The following is a 19,761-nucleotide window of genomic DNA, read 5'->3' as shown; positions in this document are numbered from 1 at the left end:
GGTTTCAATCCTTCTTCTCGTGGATTAGCCTCTGGAATTTGCTGAAAATCGTCTTCAGCTCAGCGAGACTGAAATCCTGTTTCAATCCTTCTTCTCGTGGATTAGCCTCTGGAATTTCCACTGGGGCGGCTATCCTGTCGCCCGTAACTACCGTTTCAATCCTTCTTCTCGTGGATTAGCCTCTGGAATCCAAAACGTTTGCCGGTACCGCTGGGCATAAATTGTAGTTTCAATCCTTCTTCTCGTGGATTAGCCTCTGGAATGGCTTGCACCATGCCCCATCGGGCGGGGTTTATTTTTGTTTCAATCCTTCTTCTCGTGGATTAGCCTCTGGAATTGCATTGGGGATAGATTGGAGAGCGCGAAGACTGGAGTTTCAATCCTTCTTCTCGTGGATTAGCCTCTGGAATTGCATTGGGGATAGATTGGAGAGCGCGAAGACTGGAGTTTCAATCCTTCTTCTCGTGGATTAGCCTCTGGAATTGCATTGGGGATAGATTGGAGAGCGCGAAGACTGGAGTTTCAATCCTTCTTCTCGTGGATTAGCCTCTGGAATGTGTAGTTTACCGCCGACAGGCGAATGGTTTGTTAAGTTTCAATCCTTCTTCTCGTGGATTAGCCTCTGGAATAGTTTGTACGGTGGTGTACCTCCCTTAGTGATCCGCGGTTTCAATCCTTCTTCTCGTGGATTAGCCTCTGGAATAAAACGACGAGCAAGGTTCCACGCTGCCCAACCACGTTTCAATCCTTCTTCTCGTGGATTAGCCTCTGGAATCGATGTCAGGCCCGAACTCTACGTCTGACTCCTCGAGTTTCAATCCTTCTTCTCGTGGATTAGCCTCTGGAATAACTGACGCACATAATCGACGTGCTGACGGGTTTTCTGTTTCAATCCTTCTTCTCGTGGATTAGCCTCTGGAATGAATTTTTCGCCGACCGTGAACGTCAGCAGCGGGTAGGTTTCAATCCTTCTTCTCGTGGATTAGCCTCTGGAATAGCTGGAGGGGCTGGGGGATGAGCTGAAAAAGAATCTGGTTTCAATCCTTCTTCTCGTGGATTAGCCTCTGGAATAACAATTCGATATTACCCAGCTAGAGCAACAGTCGAGGTTTCAATCCTTCTTCTCGTGGATTAGCCTCTGGAATGTTTGTGCTGCTTCACGAAGTAGGGCATCTGGAAACAGTTTCAATCCTTCTTCTCGTGGATTAGCCTCTGGAATAAGTAATAAGCCAGTATAAGATTGAACAGCGGCTTATGTTTCAATCCTTCTTCTCGTGGATTAGCCTCTGGAATTGCTCTAGCTGGGTAATATCGAATTGTTTTTTTCGGAGTTTCAATCCTTCTTCTCGTGGATTAGCCTCTGGAATGGTAGCACCGGAGCCGAACGTATTGGCACAGGCAATGTTTCAATCCTTCTTCTCGTGGATTAGCCTCTGGAATTTTCTTTTAGCGGCTTATATAATTAGGATTATGCCGCGTTTCAATCCTTCTTCTCGTGGATTAGCCTCTGGAAAATAAGGTTGTCCAGATTGCCCGCTTCCGGACTGAAAGTTTCAATCCTTCTTCTCGTGGATTAGCCTCTGGAAAATGTTTGGCAACTGGAACCCCTCCCTCTTTATGCCGTTTCAATCCTTCTTCTCGTGGATTAGCCTCTGGAAGCCATACAATATGGCTATACTTGCGGGACAATAATTGTTTCAATCCTTCTTCTCGTGGATTAGCCTCTGGAATAGTCGGGGCACTTAACTGACTCATAGGCAAGGCATTAATGCCTTTTTCAGGACACTCTTTCTTGTTTATTAGCAGGTCAAAGTACATAAGAAACTGGCAATTTTTACAAACCTTCCGTAAACACAACATACTGACAACCAGCGCACTACTAACCAATTTGAGCCCATTCAAAATACGTTGCTCCCCGGACCAGGCTTATTTGATGCAAATATTGCGGTAGGTGCAAGTTACACAACGGGCTTTCACCTTGGTAGCCTTCGGGTAAAAATTGCGGTCGATGATCGTAAAAATCGCTTCGGCTGCCCGCTTTACAGCTAGTGTATCCGCTTCCGTAACCGGAATTTCAACCACTCGGTTATTACTACGGGTGTATACAATATACCCCCGGTCAACCGGCCGTCCGAAGTTTGCTTCGATGAGCCAGGCGTAGCAATACAACTGCGTTCGATACGTGTCGTAGACCTTATCTTTGTACTCCGCAAACTTATAATCCAGGGGGGCCATCGTTCCATCGCCGAAACCAAGCACCTCATCGACCACCCCACGAATTAATTCATTAGTCAAATACTGATCCGTGTGTTTTTCCGTGACCGGCGCACCGGGTCGCCCGAGTCGCTTGCGGAGGTAGTCCTTGTTGCGCTCCAGCCGCTCGTCGTGCAGATTACGCCCGCGCATAACCTTGTAATTCTTCTCTTCATACTGCGGAATCGCCAGTACGTACTCGAAATACGTAAACCGGGGACAAAACAGATATTCGATAATGTTCGAGGGTGTGAGGGTCATGGGAAAAGCTAAAAAAAGAGTGCTCTGATTTCGTCGGTGACCAGTTTTTTGTCGAACGCTTGCCCCAGCAAGGCCGTTTGTTGCAATTCTCCCCGGCTCATTGGGAAAATATACACCTTGTCGGTCTCCTCGTCGATCAGCTCTTCCAGTTGCAGTTGCAGGGTATCTTTCTGATTCTGCGTTAGCGTACCCAGAAAACACGAAAACTGAACCCGGTATAAACCCGCCTGCTGGCATCGTTTGGCCGCTTTCGTACGGGCCTTGTCTTTAACAATATCGTAGAGAACCCAAATAATCATAGCTTGACGAGATCGGGCAGACCGCCCGTTTTTCCAATGAGTTCATTCGCAAACTGATGCGCGTCGAGTTGCATACAATGGCTACGCACCAGATTCCGGCCCCGGTAGCGAATCGGGTCATTATCCATAGCCTCGTTGAAGGCATTCACCAATAAGGCTTTCCCTTCGGCATTCAACGAAAGCCCCCCAGTGGATGCTGCCCCAGTGGATGCTGCCACAGTGGATACGGCTGATCGTGAGCCCGACACCTCGCTCACATGAGATTTGTTGACTTTTTTGGCCGTAAATAGCCGAAACACCACCTCGTCGGTCCAGCCCCGATAGGGTTCGATGAAGTCGTACACCATGCTCAACTGGTTGTAATCGTCGCGGTGCAGAAACCCCACATACGGGTCAAGCCCGGCCATCATCAGCGTTTTTTCCACCTTTCCGTACAGCATCCCGTAGCCGTAATTCAAAAACGCATTGAAGGCGTCCTGCGCGGGCCGACTACTCCGCCCGTTGAACTGGTATTCTTTGGGCAATACATAACTCAGTGTCTCGAAATACAGTCGACCCGCCGTGCCTTCCAACCCGCGCAGGGTATCCGCCACGTCGGCTACGCGTGCGGTTGGCCCATCAGCCGACGCAAGGGTACTGATCGACAGGGCCAGCGCTTCCATTCGGGTGAGTTTATCGTCCAGGTAATCGGCATGTTGCGGTCGGTGTTTCTTCAGACTTCGGATAAGCCCCGTCTGGTTGTCGAGTTTTGCCAGCAGCCAGGCCCGCACCCACCTTAACCCCTCCGGCCCCAGACTGGCCTCCAGTTGCCGTTTCCGGATTTTGGTCGTACTCCCCAGCTTGGCGTGCCACACCCGCCCAATGGGATCGCCCTGTTGTTCGATAAACACAATATCGACGTTATGGCGCATGGCCAGCCGCACGGCATCGGTACTTAGCGACGTGCCTGTTGCCAGCAGAATATGCGTCACCTTCTCGGCCGAATAAGTCGCGGTGATGACTTTCCCATCCTCGCCCTTCCGCCGAACATCGAACATGGCGTCTTTCACGTGCAGATAGGTCCCGTAGGTGCTGATGTGGAGTTGCATGTGTTAATGGATAATGTACAATGGATAATGAGATTGAGACCGGCCAGTGTTCATTGTGCATTTTTCATTTTCCATTATTCATTCGCGTCAGCGTTCCGAACCCCCTCGACACGGCTTTTCCCAGGCCGATGCCGTCGGGCAGGACGACGTTGGTCAGGAAGCCGCCCGTAAAGGCAACCATTGTCTGATTCTTGAATTGCGTGCTCCGTTCTTCCACCGACAACCGCACCATGATGCGCTCGTGGGGTTCCAGCCACAGCCCGAACTCGCGGAACAACGCCAAGAGCTGGCTGGTAAGCACCCGTTTTAACTGGGCCTGCTGTTCCTGTTCGGAGTAGCTGCGGTAATCGCGGTAATTGGCCTGATTGAGGGCCATCCAAAGCGTTTCGAACCGATACTCGATCAGGTCGAGCGGTCCGTCGCCACGGGCCAGACCAATGGGCACCCGCTCATGGCGAATGTGCTTGCTCAACACCGGAAATGTATCGTTCTCGATCTGCACCTCCCGGATTTGCAGGAACAGTTGCGTGAGCAGGGTTGCCCCCTCCCCCAGCCCGACGAGCGTCGGTACGCGGTCGAGCACCTTATACTGCACCAGCGGGTAGGCGTACCGAAACTTTACCGCCGTGGCTCCCTCGGCCCCGGCTTCACTTTCCAGGTGATTATGCAGCAGGGGCGAATGTTCCCGGAACAACTCGCCAAAGTACCCCCGCAGCTTGTGCGCATCCCGCGTCCGCAACGCGATTTCAGGAAAAGTAACGGTGGTGATGGGAATTAAGGTTTGGGCGCGGTGTGGCATTAGTGGGTTAGTGGTTGTAAGTGTGTGGTTGAGTATCAGCTTTTTTTTTGAAGCGTAGACCTTTTTCATAGTCGTAATCGCAGTCAAAATACTTAAACCAACTATGGTCTTGATCAGCAGTATGTCTACCAGACTTGAAACGATGATTACGGATGGCGACCTCATGTTTACTTTTCTCCAAAATACTTCTTCCGAATAATTCGGCTTTATAGCAGTCAGGGATAACATTGACCGTATCTAATCCCTCACGAGTAAAAACCTGCTCCAATTCATCACTAAAGTCATAAACATAGCTGCACTTTTCGTGTAAGAGCCGTTCATATTTGGTTAGCGCATCCTGATACATTATATCGTCCTGCACATCCCATTCTCCATACACTTCTTCAACCATATTCAACAAATCCTGCTCGGATAACGCTTCGTTCTGATGCTGTTTCAATACATCAAAGGTCGTTGTCAGAATCCCCACCGGGCTTGTGTAAATGAATTCTTCCGCTTTTGCTGAATGTGGGAAAACAATTATCTCGCCTAATGTTTCCCGGCGTTTACGATTCACCCGCCCCGCCCGTTGTATAATGGTATCAATAGGAGCATTCTCTGTATAAAGGACGTGATAATCAATATCCAAAGAGACTTCTACAACCTGTGTCGCAATGAGCAGGAAACCTTCATTTGGGGAGTTTTCCTCATTTGCTAAAATAGCTTTCTCCTTATCTGTTCTGTGTTTAGCAATAAATCGTGAATGATAGCAGGTGCGCTGAAACCCGTCGTATGCTTCGTAAAGTCTAATAGCTTCGTCCACTGTGTTTACAACCAGTAAAACTTTTTTGCCAGCATATAAATCGCGTTCTATGCTTAGCCTTAGCTGATCGACGGATAAGTCACTGACAAAAAACCTATTACGCTTTTTTGTTAACAACTCTTTATCATGTAAGATTTGGCTCTGTTCTATCCTCAGCTCATTAGCGAGTAGCATTTGCAGCTTTTGAGGCATGGTAGCCGTCATAATATAGAACTGCGTTTGGAAGTGCTGCCGTAAATAACGAATGGTAGCGACGATTAGCCCTAACGTGTAAGGGGCATATGCGTGGATTTCGTCCAGAATAACTCGCGCCCGAAACAGGTGAAACGTTTTCATTTCCCACCAGCCGAGGTTAAATCCCTGTGTTAACATTTGGTCCACTGTGCCAACCGTTACGGCTTTGAAAAAGGCTGACTCCCGCAGGTAATCAAGACTCTGATAGCTCTCATCTAAATCAAGCCGAAAGAGTTTGGCCGATGAGTGAACAACCGCCGTGTATCGCTCTGGTTGCGGGTCGGTTGTCATGCCGAAGAAATCATCTAACCGCTTGAATAGTGCATTGGCGGTAACGCGGGTAGGCAAGAGATATACTATTTTCTCGTACCCCTCGCGCTGACTGGCCCACAACAAAGCGGCTTCAGTTTTACCACTACCGGTAGGCGCAATAGCCAATACGTTACCTGGAATGATTGCACTTTCCTTCTGGAAGTCTCTAAAACCAGTAAACGTACCCTTAGCTTTCGATACTCTCTCCTCCACTTTCCGCCGAACTAATTCGGTATCATAACGTAATTCCTGTTCTATGGAACGATGGCCTGAAGCGGTCCAGTCAGCAATGACCAGAACAGCTTTCTGCATCAGATACGTCCGACGATAATCATACCGTCGGGCACTCTTGAGTTCTTTAAGAGTTGGTTCAACAATGGCTCCATCTTTTACTAAGAGTAAAGAGTGAGTTGGTTTATTAGCTATGAATGTCCAGGCAGACTCTATATCATTTAGAAAATCAACTTGTCTTGGAAAATTGTCGATGATTTCTTTTCTGGCGAACGCAAAAAAAGCACTGGCATCTTCGGGCCTTATTTTCCATTGCTTATTACCATCTTCGGAAAATAGCTGTGGGGTAAAATCTTTGTGGTGCGTAAATACGGCGAAAATCTGCGCTGTGTTTGTAGGTAAATCTTTCCGGCTTCGATTACTCAACATTGTATGAGCCGCCAGCAACATACCAGAAATAAACTCGTGACGCATAGGCTCATAGCCTTTCTCGACCACTGGCTCTTTCAAAGCTTTAAGTAGCATATTCTGAAAATTCAGTGATGCTTTACCGAAGTCATGGAATAGAGCAGCTACAAAACTATCAAACCAAAACGCTTCATCTTCGCCCAGTATAGTGCCGTATCGTTGCCTGAGTTCGGCCCAGGCTTTTAGTACCAAACCCGTATGCATACCAAGCGACTCATGGTCTTTGGTTTTAGCTAATAAATGATCGAGCATGATAGTCAAAGTGTGAAAAGTGGCACAAATACATCACCGACCTGTACGCCACTAAACGCCCGATTCTGAAATGTTACACGAGGACCTACAAACGAAAATAATTTCCGTTCTGACACAGTTCGCATTCCGTAATCGGATTTGTAAGTAAAGCGTGTTGGCAACTGATAAGCTATTGGATCGGCAGTACTCAGGCTCAGCGAAAATGTACCACCGTATAGGACTTGTTCCAGGATAAGAGGAACAATATCACCCTCCACCAGCGTATTTTCCAGCGTTTGCCCATCCACAATTTCGTCCGTCAAACGAGTGCAAACCACTTTAGCCAATGAGTCGCTCTGACCGAGTGTAAGGGCGTAAAATGGGGAGTCGAATGCTTGTTTTAGCTGCTCCACGGCTTCATGATTTTCACTACCAAATGTTAGCCAATAATGGTTGTGTACGTACAATTCTCGCAGAATAATACTACTCCCCGTACCACTTAGCCGGTCGTATTTCCAGAGGTCTTGGGTCATTCCATGCCCCTTACCCGATACCCCTGCTTTAAACCCATTCGTATCTAAAAAATCCTGCGTTTGCCGGGGTGGCAACCCCAATGCGGCCCCCACCAGCCCAATTAGAGCTGTAGGGGGAGGCAATGGAAACGACTTATGGAAGTTTTGGAACTCTGGATTTCTGAACGAGGCTGTTACAGACTTTAATTCAATTGTACAGCACAACATGGCAAAGTGTTTTAAACGGTTTCGTAGTACGTATTCACCCACTGCTTCATAGCTGCAAAACCTTCTTTTAAGCTTACAACTCCCTCAGCTTTACCAAAAACACTTTCCTGTGTTGCTAAAACAGACGATTGAATAAATGGCTCATAGTCGGCCAGCACTGTTTGCAGGGCCGCTACATCGACTTGACCCGTGCGGTCAGTTTTGACGGCTTCTAAAAAAATCGGATTTTTAGACCGCATACAGGCAGCCGCCATAAACTTAGGCGAAATGTCAGCGAGAAATCGTGATTGTCGCCCCGAACTCCACATGGTTTGAAAAGCATCAAGGAAAGCGATTATACGTCGGGCACGTTCAGCTCCCGGTAGTGTACCTGCCTTCTCAAATCCTTCACCCGCGCCGACCCGGTCCAGTTCAATTAGAATGGTTCCACGATAAATACCAGAGTGAATTTCGGTTTCAAAAATATTAGGTTGGCCCCCAATCTTTTTTGCCATGTAGTTTGTGCCAAAATCAAGGTCTTCGTGGAATTTGGTTAAGGCTAAAAGAGATTCGACACGTACTGGCGAAGTACGAACCGTTGCTTTACCCTTCTCAGCGTCTTTCCCTTTAGCAGCGTCCATGAAGCCAAATAGATCGTCGTCGATGTACTTTACGGGATCGAGTTGAGTTTTAGCGGCACCCTTGTCTTCGCTGGCAGTAGCAACGGGTGAAATAGTTTCACCGAGTTCTTCAAGTTTATCCCGCAGGGCCCGGCGAACTGCCTGTGATGAGAGGTATGGCAGTTGATCTCCGTTATCTAGGGTGACTTTTTTTATAGTCACGATGTTGTCTACTTCCTTATCGCCCCCATTGAGGCTAGCAAACGAAACTTTAGACAGGTAAGTAATGGTGAGGCTATTAGTTTTCATTGGTTTTAGCTTTGGGGCTTAGTTCAGAATTGATTTGGTTTAATGCTGATATAATGACGAATTGCTTGATCCAATTGTAGTTTTCCTCATTGATACCTTCCAGTAAATCACGGCTTATACTAAGTGTGAATCTGGATTGTACCCGAGCAAGTTGGTCCATGAATCCTGCAAACTGGTTAGACTTTCGTAGGGAAATAATGTATTTACGACCTTGTCTTGCATTAGTTTTTCGGTCATTTTTATTATAATTCAGAATGCCCTGACCGACTTGCGCACCTAACCCAAGCGCACGTTTCTGTAAATCTTCGTTCTGCATAATACTTTGGTTGATAATGAGTTCATATTGTTTCGTAAAGTCTAAGATGTCATTATAGCGCTTGAAGCCGATATTTTTTGATGGGTCGTTTAGTACGTCAAGCAGATATCCGTAGCAGTCATCAAAAAATGTTTCTATATCGGCCAGAACACTTTGGGCATTCAATACTTTGCTTACAATTCGCTCCCGAAACTGTCGCTCCATACGGTAGCGGTCGCGATGAGAAAGCAGTGATGGCTTAATAATTTTTAGACTCTGCAAAACAGTGGGAATGGATACGCCCTGTTGCCCCAATTTGTGAATCAACGCAAAAATGAATTTGACATGGTGGAGATTCTCGAATTGATTTGGGCGCATCGTTGCGGCAAAAGACTCTGCCCGCATGGATACCAGACCAATCGTTTTATCAGCAACGCCCAACTCTCGCATTAACTCCCGTACTTCAAGGGATTGCCTGCCTTTCAAAACACTCGTATAAAGCGTGTATAATAAGTAAAATAGATTCTCGCTACGTCCGATAAAATCGCCACTACGCCCTAAGGGGTTAGCATCATCTGATTGTGGAAAATTGGCAATAAATTCCTGTTTTCGGAGCACATCGGCAGGCTTAGTGATCGGATCGAAACGGTCATTAAGTAAGTCGAATAAATTTGTCAGGTTGTCTGAATATACCAGATAGACATTGAGGGCGTCGCGTAATTTACTCGGATACTGATAAAAGCAAGTCGCTGCTGCAAACCGACTCAAATAGAGTGCTTTCCAGCTGATTTTAGTATCGTTTCCGCTACGGTGCGAACGAAAGGCCGAAATTCCAGAAAAGAATGGCGAAATATTTTGTGCATCAACCAATCGCTTCAGTGGTTCTCCTGTAAGGTAACAGGGGTTAGAACCCGGATCGAAGTGGGCTTTTAAAGGTGGTTCAAGCCTTGTTAGTTTAGTGTAAGGTTCGTTGAAATAGACCTTACTGAGCAACTTTAACTTCCGATTTTCAAACGCTTGTTCGATTTGTTTTGCTAGATCAGAATTATCTTTTCTGATTGCCTCAATCTTTTTCGTATCCTCCTCTTTCGGTGTTGTTCCCTGGGCATTATTAGTTAATAGCTCTGTCAATCCATACGTGTTCATTTTGGGAAACGGTTTATCCACTAGTCGCCCATCAACTTCTTTGAAATACAGATTACCGCCTTCGGCCAACTGTTTGTCTGTATAGGTATCATATACCTCATGGCCCATCCCGTAGTACAAAGCTTCGAGCAGTGTAAACAAGTCATCATGTTTGATCCAGAGTCGGGTCGGTTCTAAGCCAAAATGAACGCTCCGTTGAAGAGGGAAAACTTTCAAGGCGTCAAGTTCAGTTGGTAATAAGTCCGGCCGTTCAGCCTTCAGTAAATAGCGGTATAACCCAACGATGCCATTGTCGAGAAAGACGTTATGTGTTTGAGTAAAAGATATTTCGGTCATACATATTCCTCGTTTTCTTTTCAGCAAATCAAATTCATTAAAGTGACACAGTTTGTCACAAAACCATTTTGGTTAGTTTATTTACTTTTGTGCATATTTTGGTGACTATATACAAAAGATTTCACCTGTGGCTACTACTCTATGAATCAACCTTTTTACCAATTCACCACTTCCAAAGAAGTCCTGCGCTTTAACTTTATCAGTGTAGGTCATCGAACTATTCATAAGGTGATTATTTATCAAAAGCTGCCCCCTCCGAATTTGTACAATCTGGTTCTGGCTGACATTGACAAGTACAATCAACTGGATGATTTTTCGATAAGCGATAATGGTGATCGGGATAAGATTTTGGCAACTGTCATTCAAACGATGTTCGTATTTTTCGAACAGTACCCTAATGCCTCTGTTTCGTTTGTGGGAAGTACACCAGCAAGAACCAGACTGTATCAGGCAGCTATCGCCCGCGAACTTGATGTGGCGACCCAGCGTTTGGCTATATATGGCCTGGTCAATGGTATTCCTGAGCCATTTGAGCGCAATAAATCGTACAGCGGTTTTGTTATCTTTCAAAAACATTTGTAGTATTGATAAAAGCTATTTGCTATGCTAACCGTCGTGAACATTTCCTCCGGGAAAACCAAAGAATCGAAACATCCGCTGGATCGTAAATTTGCTTCTGTCGAAGAAGCCGCTCAGGCAAAGACCGACTACGCTTGGAATACGGTCTTAAAAAATGTTGACTGGGATAAGCTGGAAGAAATTCGGAAAAGCAAGTTGTAACTCCATCCGCACCACCCAGACACCCGCTGTCACCAGCTAACCTCCCCCACCCGCCCCCGCAAATACGCCCGAAACGCTTCCGGGCCATCGACCTGCACTTGTCCCGGTAGACCCAACACAAACCGGCCAATGCCGATCCAGCTATTTACGGTTCCTTCGTACCGGTATTGAAAAGTCGTATCATCAGGATTAGGCGTTATGTCCAGTCGCGTAACGGGAAATTCTTCTGTTAATAGGTGATACGCCTGATAGGTAAGTCGTACCGATACATTTCTTGGTTCGCCCGGCCAGTCGAATGGGTCTGTCAGGATTTCAGATGGTGGGTTTTCCTGAGCCAGATCCAGTATCAAAACATCTTCGATACGCTGCGTCTTGAACGTTTTTACCGTGTTGGATTCGGGTTCAAAAGCCGTCAAGCGGGTAAAATTCTCCGAGAAACTATAGGGTTCTACCAGCCGGTCGCTAATGGAATTGCTGTTGATGGAATGATACCGCAATAGCCGCACCTGCCGCCGGTCGCGGATGGCTTCGGCGAGTTGAGCCACGACATGACTTTGGTGCTGGTCCACCAGGCCATTGGCGATGGGCAACAGCGTCGAATACTGATAAATTTTCTGACGGAGCGGGGCCAGTAAGGGGTTTATGCTTGCAATAGAAGCCAGCGCTTCCTGAAGCAATTGCGCTTCCTCTTCCGTAAAATTAGCCCGTTGCCTTCGCTCGTCTTCGTACAGATAAAATCGGGGAGGCCGTTTGCCTTCACTGTCGATAATGAATCCAGCCTCTTCCAGCGCATCCATAAACCGCCGGGCGTGGCGGGGGCTACATTCCAGAAGCTGCGCCAGTTGCCCGAGGGTTTTGCCGGGGCGCTGTTTCAGCAACCTGATCAGTTTGAGCGTGCGCGTTAAGTTCTGCTGAGCAGCCATGCGTCAATCAATACGTTGTGTGGATAAACAAGGCAACAAGAAAAGAATTTAAGTTGACAAGTAATAGCTAGTAGGGCTAAATCAAGGAGCATATCTACCGTTTACTCAATCTATTTATAAATTTTTAGAACTAGTTCTGATTTACTGAACACTGTTCAGTAAATTTGCATTGTTAATTAATGAGTCAATGGGGATTACAGAACGGAAAGAACGGGAGCGGGAAGAGATGCGGCAGCTTATTCTGGAAGCGGCCCTGAAGTTGTTTCTGACCAATGGGTTTGAGAAGGTGAGTATTCGCAACATTGCCGACGAAATTGAATACAGCCCCGCCACGATCTATCTGTATTTCAAAGATAAAAACGAACTGCTCTTTGCCCTGCACCAGCGTGGTTTCGCCAAAATGGTAGCCGAGTTTCAGCCGTTGCGTTTGTTGAATGACCCCTTTGAAAAACTGGTTGAAATGGGGCGTGCTTACATCCGGTTTGCGGTGGAGAACCCGGAATTGTTCGACCTGATGTTTATCATGACGGCTCCCATGGATAAGCTCGATAAGGAAGACTGGGTGGAAGGCGATCAGGCCTTTGGTTTGCTCATGCAGGTCGTGCAGGAATGCATGGATGCCGGTGTTTTTCAGCAACACGACATTCAGTCAACGGCGATGATGATCTGGAGCAGTATTCATGGCTACACAGCTCTGTTTCTGCGTAAACGGCTGGGCATGTTTGCTGAATGCGATGTGCCCGTTATTATGGATGATTCGTTCAACCTGTTCTGCGAAACGCTTCGAAAAGGACTCTAAAATTTTTTACCCATACACTAAACACTGTTCATTAACTGACCCATGATTACAAGTCTCATCACCAGGCACATCCGCTATCTGGGGCTATTAATCCCCCTGTCGATAGCGGCACAACCCGCTCCAACTGGCGTTTCGGCGGTACTGGAAGGGTATGTTCGGGAAGGGTTAACCAACAACCTGGCGCTCCGGCAGGAGTCGCTGGAGATTGGCCGCGTCACGGAATCCCTGAACCAGGCGAAATCCCTGTTTTATCCGCGTGTAGCGTTCAGCCCAACCTACTCACTGGCAGCCGGTGGGCGTCGGTTGGAGTTTCCGGTGGGCGATCTGCTCAACCCGGCCTACAAAGCCCTCAATCAACTGACAGGCTCGGACAGATTCCCGACAAACATCGAGAACGTCAACCAGCTACTGGCTCCCAACAACTTCCACGATACCAAGTTTAGTGTCAGCTACGCTATTTTCAACACCGATATTCAGTACAACTACCTTATTCAAAAACAACTACTTACCTCGCAGCAGGCCCGCCGGCGGGTTGTCGAAAACGAATTACGCTATACCATTGCTACGGCTTACTACCAGTATCTGCAAACGCTGGACGCTATACGTATCTTCCAAAACTCGCGTGATGTACTTACCGAACTGGCCCGCCTGAACGAGAAACTGGTCCGTAATAATGTGGCAACCAAAGAAGTGGTGACTTCGGCTCGTTACGAAACCAGTAAGGTTGATCAGCAACTGGCCGTAGCGCACAAAAACCGCGAAACGGCCCGTGCGTACTTCAATTTTCTGCTCAACCGCGACTTGCAGGCCATCATTGACGTCGACTCTTCGCTTACGAAGATCCTGCCCGAGTCGCCGGAAAACGTGGCCGATTTGCAACGCACTGCTCTATTGGGTCGGCAGGAGTTAGCCCAGGTCACAAGCTCGCTGGGAGCGGCCCAAACGGCGGTGAAACTGGCCGAAGCCAATGCCAATATCCCGAACGTGTTTGTTGGTGCCAATACGGGTTTTCAGGGCTTCGGCTACACGTTTCAGAATCAGGCTTACGTAGTGGCACAGGTGGGTTTACAGTGGGATCTGTTCCGGGGGTACGAAAAACGGTCGAAGATTCAACAGGCTAAGATTCAGTCCGATGCGCTGCAAACCCGGCTAACGGAGGTGCAGCGGCAGATTCAGTTGCAGGTGTTACAGGCCTACTACGACCTGGATGCCGCCACCGAAAGTCTGGCCGCTACGCAAAGCGGGATGGCTAACGCCGACCAGACGTTTAAGGTTATCGACAGTAAATACCGCAATGGGCAATCGCTGCTGATCGAGTTTCTGCGGTATCAGAACGACCGGCTCACGGCCCAGCTTCAGCATTCACTGGCGCGTATGGATGTACTTGTAAAACGGGCCGCACTGGACCGCGCTGTAGCAGTTGGGCAATGAATTTTCTACCGTTCAATTAAGCTATAGTCTGGTAAAACACCCTGGTCAAATAAGTTTTTGATTTTATCGACGAAAGGCAAAACGGTTTCATACTGATTATCAAGTGTATCTAAAACAATCAGTCTGACTTTCCATTTGCGATAGTTTTGCTGATAACTCAAATTCTTATCTGCTGTAACAAGATATTCGATACCATCTTGGTTCATCGCCTGAAGTAGCTCGCCATTACGAAGAGACTGCCAACCCTTTTCAGGAACTGTCGTCACCTCGTATCCTTCACCAAAGCGATATTTTAATTTTTTTGGCAAGTTTTCGTCCAACAAAAGTTTAGGCACGCGCAGCAAAATTAAGAGTTACGGTTGATACAGCTAAATCCAGTACAGCCAGAGCCTGTTCGTATTTAACTGAAGGAAAATCGTCAATGAATTCATTCACAGTATGACCACCCTTAACATAGTCGAAAAGGTTTTTAACCGGAACGCGCGTGTTGAAAAAAACCGGCGTTCCACTCTGAATATCTGGATGTATCGTGATGATCTGATTCATGATTGCCTATAGTAATGCCCTCCATGCGTAGAAACAAATACAACTTAGTAAAAGTGTCTTAGCAAACAATTGACCCCATGAAACCAATACATATTCTTCTCTCGCTGTCTCTGGCCGTCGTGACCTGGGCGTGCAGCAGTAAAGCAGACAAAGCTCCCGCCGGTCAGGCAGCACCAGCCGCCGAAGACGTAGTTGTTCCCGTCAAACTAACCCCCGTTAGTACCGTTGTTCGGGCCGAGCCGGTCGTGGCTTCTGGCCTGGTCTCGTCGGCTCAGGAAGCGCGGCTATCGTTTAAGGTGGGCGGTATCGTCGACCGGATGTTCGTGGAAGAAGGGCAATCCGTTCGCAAAGGGCAGTTACTCGCCACCCTCAACCTGACCGAAATCAACGCTCAGGTCAGTCAGGCGCAGTTGGCCAACGAAAAAGCCGAACGTGACCTCGGCCGCGTGAAAAGCCTTTACGCCGACACAGCCGCCACCCTCGAACAACTTCAAAATGCCACCACCGGCACCAACGTTGCCAAACAGAACCTGACCATTGCCCAGTTCAACCGGAATTACGCGCAAATCCATTCGACGGTAGACGGAACGGTAACCCGCAAAGTGACCAATGCCGGAGAGTTTGTACCCGCCGGAGCCTCGGTGTACCTGATCTCCTCGAACCGGCGGAGCGACTGGGTCGTGCGCGTGGGCGTGTCCGACAAAGACTGGGCGCGGCTACGGTTGGGTAATCGGGCCAGCATCAGCCTCGACGCCTATCCCGGTAAAACGTTTAACGGCACCGTTACAGAGCTGGCTCAGGCCGCCGATCCGGTCAACAAGCTTTACGAAGTGGAAATACGCGTCGACCCCGGCACAGCTAAATTCGCCCCCGGCCTGTTCGCTAAAGTAACGCTCGTACCCTCCCAGAGCCGCAGCTATGTCCTCGTGCCAGTCGAAGCCATTGTGGAAGGGAACGGGAAAGACGGTTTTGTGTATGTACTGGCCGATGCGCAACCAAAGGGAGGACCACTGCATGTTCGTAAAGCCCCGGTACAGATCGGTTTTCTGGAAGGCGACAAGGTTTTACTGACAAATGGCCTATCTGGCGTAAAAGATGTCGTTACGGCAGGATCTGCCTTTCTCACCGAAGAATCGACAGTGGTAATTAAATGAATAATGGCTAATGTAAAATGTATAATTCTATGGAAGGTCAAATAAATGAATTTTGGGTTTTCGAGCCAGAATTCAGTTACGAACAAAAGCCAAATGCAGTACTTGAAAAATCATTCATTTTTGCTATCCGAATTATAAAGCTTCACAAATGGCTCTACAAAAAACATTTTGATATTGCTCCATTAGCGAAGCAGATTCTTCGAAGCGGAACGTCTATAGGTGCCAATATTGAGGAAGCCGATGCAGCATTCACCAAAAAAGAGTTTGCATCTAAACTTGGCATTTCGCTTAAAGAAGCAAAAGAAACCAGGTACTGGCTACGTCTACTACACGCCACGGATTATATCGATGAAACCATGTCTACGTCCCTACTTAATGATACTAATGAGCTAATACGATTACTTACAGCTATCATAAAAACCACGCGTGAACACCTAAAATGAAGCTTGAAGAACATTAATGCACAATGAAAAACGTACACGAGTAAGGCTATGGACGATAAGATCATTCAACTATCACCAATCATCCTCCATCATGCATTAATCATTATTCATTGACCATTATACATCATTCATTAATCATTATACATTATGTTATCATCCTTTTCCGTCAAAAACTGGCAGTTTATGCTGGTGCTGTTCCTGGGGGTGGCCGCGCTTGGCGTCAACTCCCTGCTGAACATGCCTCGGGGCGAAGACCCCGAATTTACCGCGCCTGAATTTGCGGTAGCCGTCGTTTATCCCGGCACCGATGCCCTCGATATGGAAGAACTGGTCGTTGACCCGGCCGAGAAGCGATTCAACGAACTTGATAACATCAAACACGTTATCACCAGCGTAGACGACGGACTGGCCGTGTTTCGTATCTCCTACGAATATGGCGAAGATCCCGACGAAAAATACCAGGAAGTAGTGCGGGAGGTGGGCGCCCTAAAACAGGAACTCCCCACCGATATTTTCAAGATTGACATCCTCAAATTTTCGCCTTCCGACGTCAACATTGTTCAGGTGGCCCTGCAATCGGAAGTGGCGTCGGATAAGGAGTTGGGCAACTATGCCGATGAACTGAAGAAGCGGCTGGAAAAAGTCACCAGCCTGAAAAATGTTCAGGACTGGGGGTATGCCGCCGGTGTTGTACGGGTGTCGCTCAACGTTGAAAAGATGGCCCAGCAAGGCATATCAACGAACCGTGTTATCGGGGCGCTACAAGCTGAAAATGCCAATATTCCGGGCGGCAGCGTTCAGGTGGGCAGCCGGAAGTTCAACGTTAAAACAGCGGGCGATTACCAGTCGCTGGACGAGATCCGGAACACTATTGTATCGAGTAATAGGCCCGGCGTGGCTGCGTCCGGCGTGGATGCGCAGAAGATCATTTACCTGCGCGACATTGCCGACGTTGATTACAACCTCGAAGATGAAACGCACATTACCCGGCTCGACGGTCACCGGGCGGTACTGGTAACGGCCAGTCAGAAAATAGGCGAAAACATCGATAAGGTGGGAAAGAAGATCAACCCAATTATCGAGGACTTCGGCAAATCGCTCCCTCCGCACATCAAACTGGTCAAGAATTTCGACCAGGCAGCCAGTGTCAGCAAACGGTTGTCGCACTTTGCGCTCGACTTTGCCATTGCCATTCTGCTGGTATCGCTCACGTTGCTGCCACTGGGTTTTCGGGCGGCTGTGGTTGTTATGATTTCCATACCGCTGTCGTTGTCCATCGGTCTGTCGCTGCTCAACGCCTTTGGTTATAGCATCAATCAGTTGAGTATTGTCGGCTTGATTGTGGCGCTGGGCATTCTGGTGGATGACAGCATTGTGGTGGTGGAGAACATTGAACGGTATCTGCGCGCCGGATACTCCAAAAAAGAAGCGGCCATCAAAGCCACCAGTCAGATTACGCTGGCCGTCATTGGCTGTACCGTTACACTGATTCTGGCATTTTTGCCCCTCCTTTTCCTGCCCGAAGCCTCCGGCGATTTCATCCGGTCGCTGCCGATGGCCGTCGTGACAACCATTCTGGCATCGCTGGTAGTTTCCCTGACCATCGTGCCCTTTCTGTCGAGCCGAATTCTGAAAGAAGAGCACAATCCGGAAGGAAACATATTCATGCGGGCGTTGAAAAAGCTCATAAGCGGTTCCTACAGCCGGTTACTGAACGTTGCCCTGGATCGCCCGGTTGTTACGTTACTGATCGCGCTGGCCATTTTTGGCGGGGCGTTATCCCTGGCGGGTAAAGTGGGTTTTGGGTTATTTCCAGCCTCCGAAAAACCCCAGTTCCTGATCAACATCGAAACACCCGACGGCAGTAGCTTAAGCGAAACCAACCGGGTAGCGCGGTATGTCGAGAGTAAATTGAAAGGTGACCCCGCCGTTCTGCATTTTACTACGAACGTTGGCAAGGGTAACCCCCGCATCTATTACAACATTGTTCAGCGGAATGAGTCGGCTAACTTCTCGCAGTTTTACGTGCAGCTTAACGACATAGCCCCCCCCGAAAAACGAGCGATCATTGACAAATACCGCGATGAATTTGCGCTGTACCCCAACGCTAAAATTGAAGTAAAGGATTTTGAGCAGGGGCCCAATCAGGAAGCGCCGGTGGCTATCCGGGTATTTGGCGAGAATCTGGACACCCTCCGAACGGTAGCCGCCAAAGTGGAAACAATTCTGAAACAAACCTCGGGTACCATTTACGTAAACAACCCGCTGGCCAACCGAAAAACGGACCTCCGCGTTAAGATCAACAAAGAGAAAGCGGGTTTACTGGGCCTGTCGATCGCAGATATAAACCGCACCATTCGTCTGGCCATTGCAGGGCTGAATGTGGGGACATTCAAAGCTCCCAACGACGATGACGATTACACGATCAATGTCACCCTGGCCAAAGGACGCCTGGCAGACCAGTCTGTACTGGACAACTTATACGTCAATAGCGTAACCGGTGGCGCGGTGCCCCTGCGTCAGGTCGCCGACCTGCAATTCGAGACGGGTACCAACCTCATTCGGCATTACGACAAAGATCGTTTCGTAACCGTAACGGCCTTCGTCAAGACGGGTTTCCTGGTCGACAATGTCTATACCGATGTGCTGCAAAAACTGGATGCCATGAAGTTTCCCACCGGTTTCCGATACGTGGCTGCGGGCGAGCTGGAAAGCCGGGAACAGTCGTTTGGCGGTCTTGGTACCATTATTCTGATCACGATTTTCGGGTTCCTGGCCGTGTTGATTCTGGAGTTCGGCACCATAAAAAGTACCCTGATTGTGCTGTCGGTTATTCCGCTGGGTATCATTGGCGCCATTGCGGCCCTGCTGCTAACCGGCATCCCTTTTTCGTTCGTGGCCATCATTGGGTTGATCGCTCTGATCGGTATTGAGGTCAAGAATTCAATTTTGCTGGTGGACTTCACCAATCACCTGCGCGAAGGGGGTGTACCGCTGGTAGACGCCATCAAAGAAGCGGGCGAAGTGCGGTTCGTACCCATTGTGCTAACCTCCTTGACGGCCATTGGCGGTCTGATGCCGCTGGCTCTGGAAGGCAACCCACTGTATTCGCCCCTGGCCTGGGTACTGATCGGCGGACTTATTTCCAGCACCCTGCTTTCCCGCATCGTGACGCCGGTATTGTATAAATTACTACCGCCAAGAGTTGAGATAAAGGAGATGGCACAAGTTGAGCAGGAGCCGGTTTTAGTATGAAAAGACAAGGCGTGCCAAGGTTGGAAC

Annotated in this window: 18 protein-coding genes and 1 CRISPR repeat array; of the genes, 7 read left to right on the top strand and 11 right to left on the bottom strand. The window is 48.4% G+C overall.

All coding sequences use genetic code 11. The annotated features are described in order from the left end of the window. Window position 1: 1 nt before the first annotated feature. A CRISPR array of direct repeats spans window positions 2-1,731; the repeat unit is 37 nt; unit sequence GTTTCAATCCTTCTTCTCGTGGATTAGCCTCTGGAAT. 195 nt (window positions 1,732-1,926) lie between these two features. The 8 genes from cas4 to CRO74_RS11880 all read right to left on the bottom strand — a co-directional run bounded on the left by cas4 (window position 1,927) and on the right by CRO74_RS11880 (window position 10,403). Further along, window positions 1,927-2,514 carry a CRISPR-associated protein Cas4 gene (gene cas4, locus CRO74_RS11915; RefSeq protein ID WP_097126289.1) on the bottom strand — a complete coding sequence of 196 codons (588 nt, stop codon included), beginning with the start codon at window positions 2,512-2,514 and terminating at the stop codon, window positions 1,927-1,929. 8 nt (window positions 2,515-2,522) lie between these two features. Beyond that, window positions 2,523-2,813, bottom strand: coding sequence for a CRISPR-associated endonuclease Cas2 (gene cas2, locus CRO74_RS11910; RefSeq protein ID WP_097126288.1), 291 nt, complete (start codon window positions 2,811-2,813; stop codon window positions 2,523-2,525). Further along, window positions 2,810-3,901, bottom strand: coding sequence for a CRISPR-associated endonuclease Cas1 (gene cas1, locus CRO74_RS11905; protein WP_097126287.1), 1,092 nt, complete (start codon window positions 3,899-3,901; stop codon window positions 2,810-2,812). Before cas1 ends, cas2 begins: the two co-directional genes overlap by 4 nt. 64 nt (window positions 3,902-3,965) lie before the next feature. After that, window positions 3,966-4,700, bottom strand: coding sequence for a CRISPR-associated endonuclease Cas6 (locus CRO74_RS11900; protein WP_097126286.1), 735 nt, complete (start codon window positions 4,698-4,700; stop codon window positions 3,966-3,968). A 7-nt stretch (window positions 4,701-4,707) separates the two neighbouring features. Further along, window positions 4,708-6,999 (bottom strand): CRISPR-associated helicase/endonuclease Cas3, encoded by a 2,292-nt coding sequence (locus tag CRO74_RS11895; RefSeq protein ID WP_097126285.1) that lies wholly within the window; start codon window positions 6,997-6,999, stop codon window positions 4,708-4,710. A gap of 5 nt (window positions 7,000-7,004) precedes the next feature. Continuing rightward, complete coding sequence (gene cas5, locus CRO74_RS11890; RefSeq protein WP_097126284.1) at window positions 7,005-7,718, bottom strand: CRISPR-associated protein Cas5; 714 nt, start codon at window positions 7,716-7,718, stop codon at window positions 7,005-7,007. An 11-nt stretch (window positions 7,719-7,729) separates the two neighbouring features. Continuing rightward, entirely contained in the window at window positions 7,730-8,626 is an 897-nt protein-coding gene (gene cas7i, locus CRO74_RS11885; RefSeq protein ID WP_097126283.1) for a type I-B CRISPR-associated protein Cas7/Cst2/DevR, read from the bottom strand. Then, window positions 8,616-10,403, bottom strand: coding sequence for a hypothetical protein (locus tag CRO74_RS11880; protein ID WP_097126282.1), 1,788 nt, complete (start codon window positions 10,401-10,403; stop codon window positions 8,616-8,618). Before CRO74_RS11880 ends, cas7i begins: the two co-directional genes overlap by 11 nt. A 141-nt stretch (window positions 10,404-10,544) precedes the next feature. Between CRO74_RS11880 and CRO74_RS11875 the strand changes: the two genes are divergently transcribed. After that, window positions 10,545-10,985, top strand: a complete 441-nt coding sequence (locus tag CRO74_RS11875) for a DUF6934 family protein (RefSeq protein WP_097126281.1) — start codon at window positions 10,545-10,547, stop codon at window positions 10,983-10,985. A 33-nt stretch (window positions 10,986-11,018) separates the two neighbouring features. Beyond that, the gene (locus tag CRO74_RS31545) at window positions 11,019-11,183 is read left to right on the top strand and encodes a hypothetical protein (protein WP_218840213.1); all 165 of its coding nucleotides are present in this window, start codon (window positions 11,019-11,021) and stop codon (window positions 11,181-11,183) included. A gap of 29 nt (window positions 11,184-11,212) precedes the next feature. On the opposite strand, the gene CRO74_RS11870 is transcribed toward CRO74_RS31545, so the two are convergent. Then, window positions 11,213-12,106, bottom strand: a complete 894-nt coding sequence (locus tag CRO74_RS11870) for a helix-turn-helix transcriptional regulator (protein WP_097126280.1) — start codon at window positions 12,104-12,106, stop codon at window positions 11,213-11,215. Window positions 12,107-12,293: 187 nt separating this feature from the next. On the opposite strand from CRO74_RS11870, the gene CRO74_RS11865 reads away from it, so the two are divergent. Together CRO74_RS11865 and CRO74_RS11860 are read left to right on the top strand one after the other, a co-directional pair. Beyond that, window positions 12,294-12,905: a TetR/AcrR family transcriptional regulator gene (locus CRO74_RS11865; RefSeq protein ID WP_097126279.1), complete on the top strand. Its 612-nt coding sequence runs from the start codon at window positions 12,294-12,296 to the stop codon at window positions 12,903-12,905. A 42-nt stretch (window positions 12,906-12,947) separates the two neighbouring features. Then, a complete protein-coding gene (locus tag CRO74_RS11860) occupies window positions 12,948-14,336 on the top strand; it encodes a TolC family protein (protein WP_097126278.1) in 1,389 nt (462 codons plus the stop codon). Between the two features lie 5 nt (window positions 14,337-14,341). Here CRO74_RS11860 and CRO74_RS11855 read toward each other — a convergent pair whose 3' ends face one another. Both CRO74_RS11855 and CRO74_RS11850 read right to left on the bottom strand, forming a co-directional pair. Next, the gene (locus CRO74_RS11855; RefSeq protein WP_097126277.1) at window positions 14,342-14,671 is read right to left on the bottom strand and encodes a DUF5615 family PIN-like protein; all 330 of its coding nucleotides are present in this window, start codon (window positions 14,669-14,671) and stop codon (window positions 14,342-14,344) included. After that, window positions 14,664-14,882 (bottom strand): DUF433 domain-containing protein, encoded by a 219-nt coding sequence (locus CRO74_RS11850; protein WP_097126276.1) that lies wholly within the window; start codon window positions 14,880-14,882, stop codon window positions 14,664-14,666. The genes CRO74_RS11855 and CRO74_RS11850 overlap by 8 nt, the downstream gene beginning before the upstream one ends. A 77-nt stretch (window positions 14,883-14,959) precedes the next feature. On the opposite strand from CRO74_RS11850, the gene CRO74_RS11845 reads away from it, so the two are divergent. The 3 genes from CRO74_RS11845 (at window position 14,960) to CRO74_RS11835 (ending at window position 19,734) form a co-directional block, all read left to right on the top strand. Then, on the top strand, window positions 14,960-16,036 hold the full coding sequence (locus tag CRO74_RS11845) for an efflux RND transporter periplasmic adaptor subunit (RefSeq protein ID WP_097126275.1): 1,077 nt from the start codon (window positions 14,960-14,962) through the stop codon (window positions 16,034-16,036). A 29-nt stretch (window positions 16,037-16,065) separates the two neighbouring features. Continuing rightward, window positions 16,066-16,479: a four helix bundle protein gene (locus CRO74_RS11840; RefSeq protein WP_179830179.1), complete on the top strand. Its 414-nt coding sequence runs from the start codon at window positions 16,066-16,068 to the stop codon at window positions 16,477-16,479. A gap of 144 nt (window positions 16,480-16,623) precedes the next feature. After that, window positions 16,624-19,734 (top strand): efflux RND transporter permease subunit, encoded by a 3,111-nt coding sequence (locus tag CRO74_RS11835; protein ID WP_097126273.1) that lies wholly within the window; start codon window positions 16,624-16,626, stop codon window positions 19,732-19,734. Window positions 19,735-19,761 lie beyond the last annotated feature (27 nt).

The organism is Spirosoma fluviale (assembly GCF_900230225.1).
GTDB classification, from domain to species: Bacteria; Bacteroidota; Bacteroidia; order Cytophagales; family Spirosomataceae; genus Spirosoma; species Spirosoma fluviale.
The sequence above is the reverse complement of the archived record's forward strand: the minus strand, read 5'-3'. Positions and strand labels throughout refer to the sequence as shown.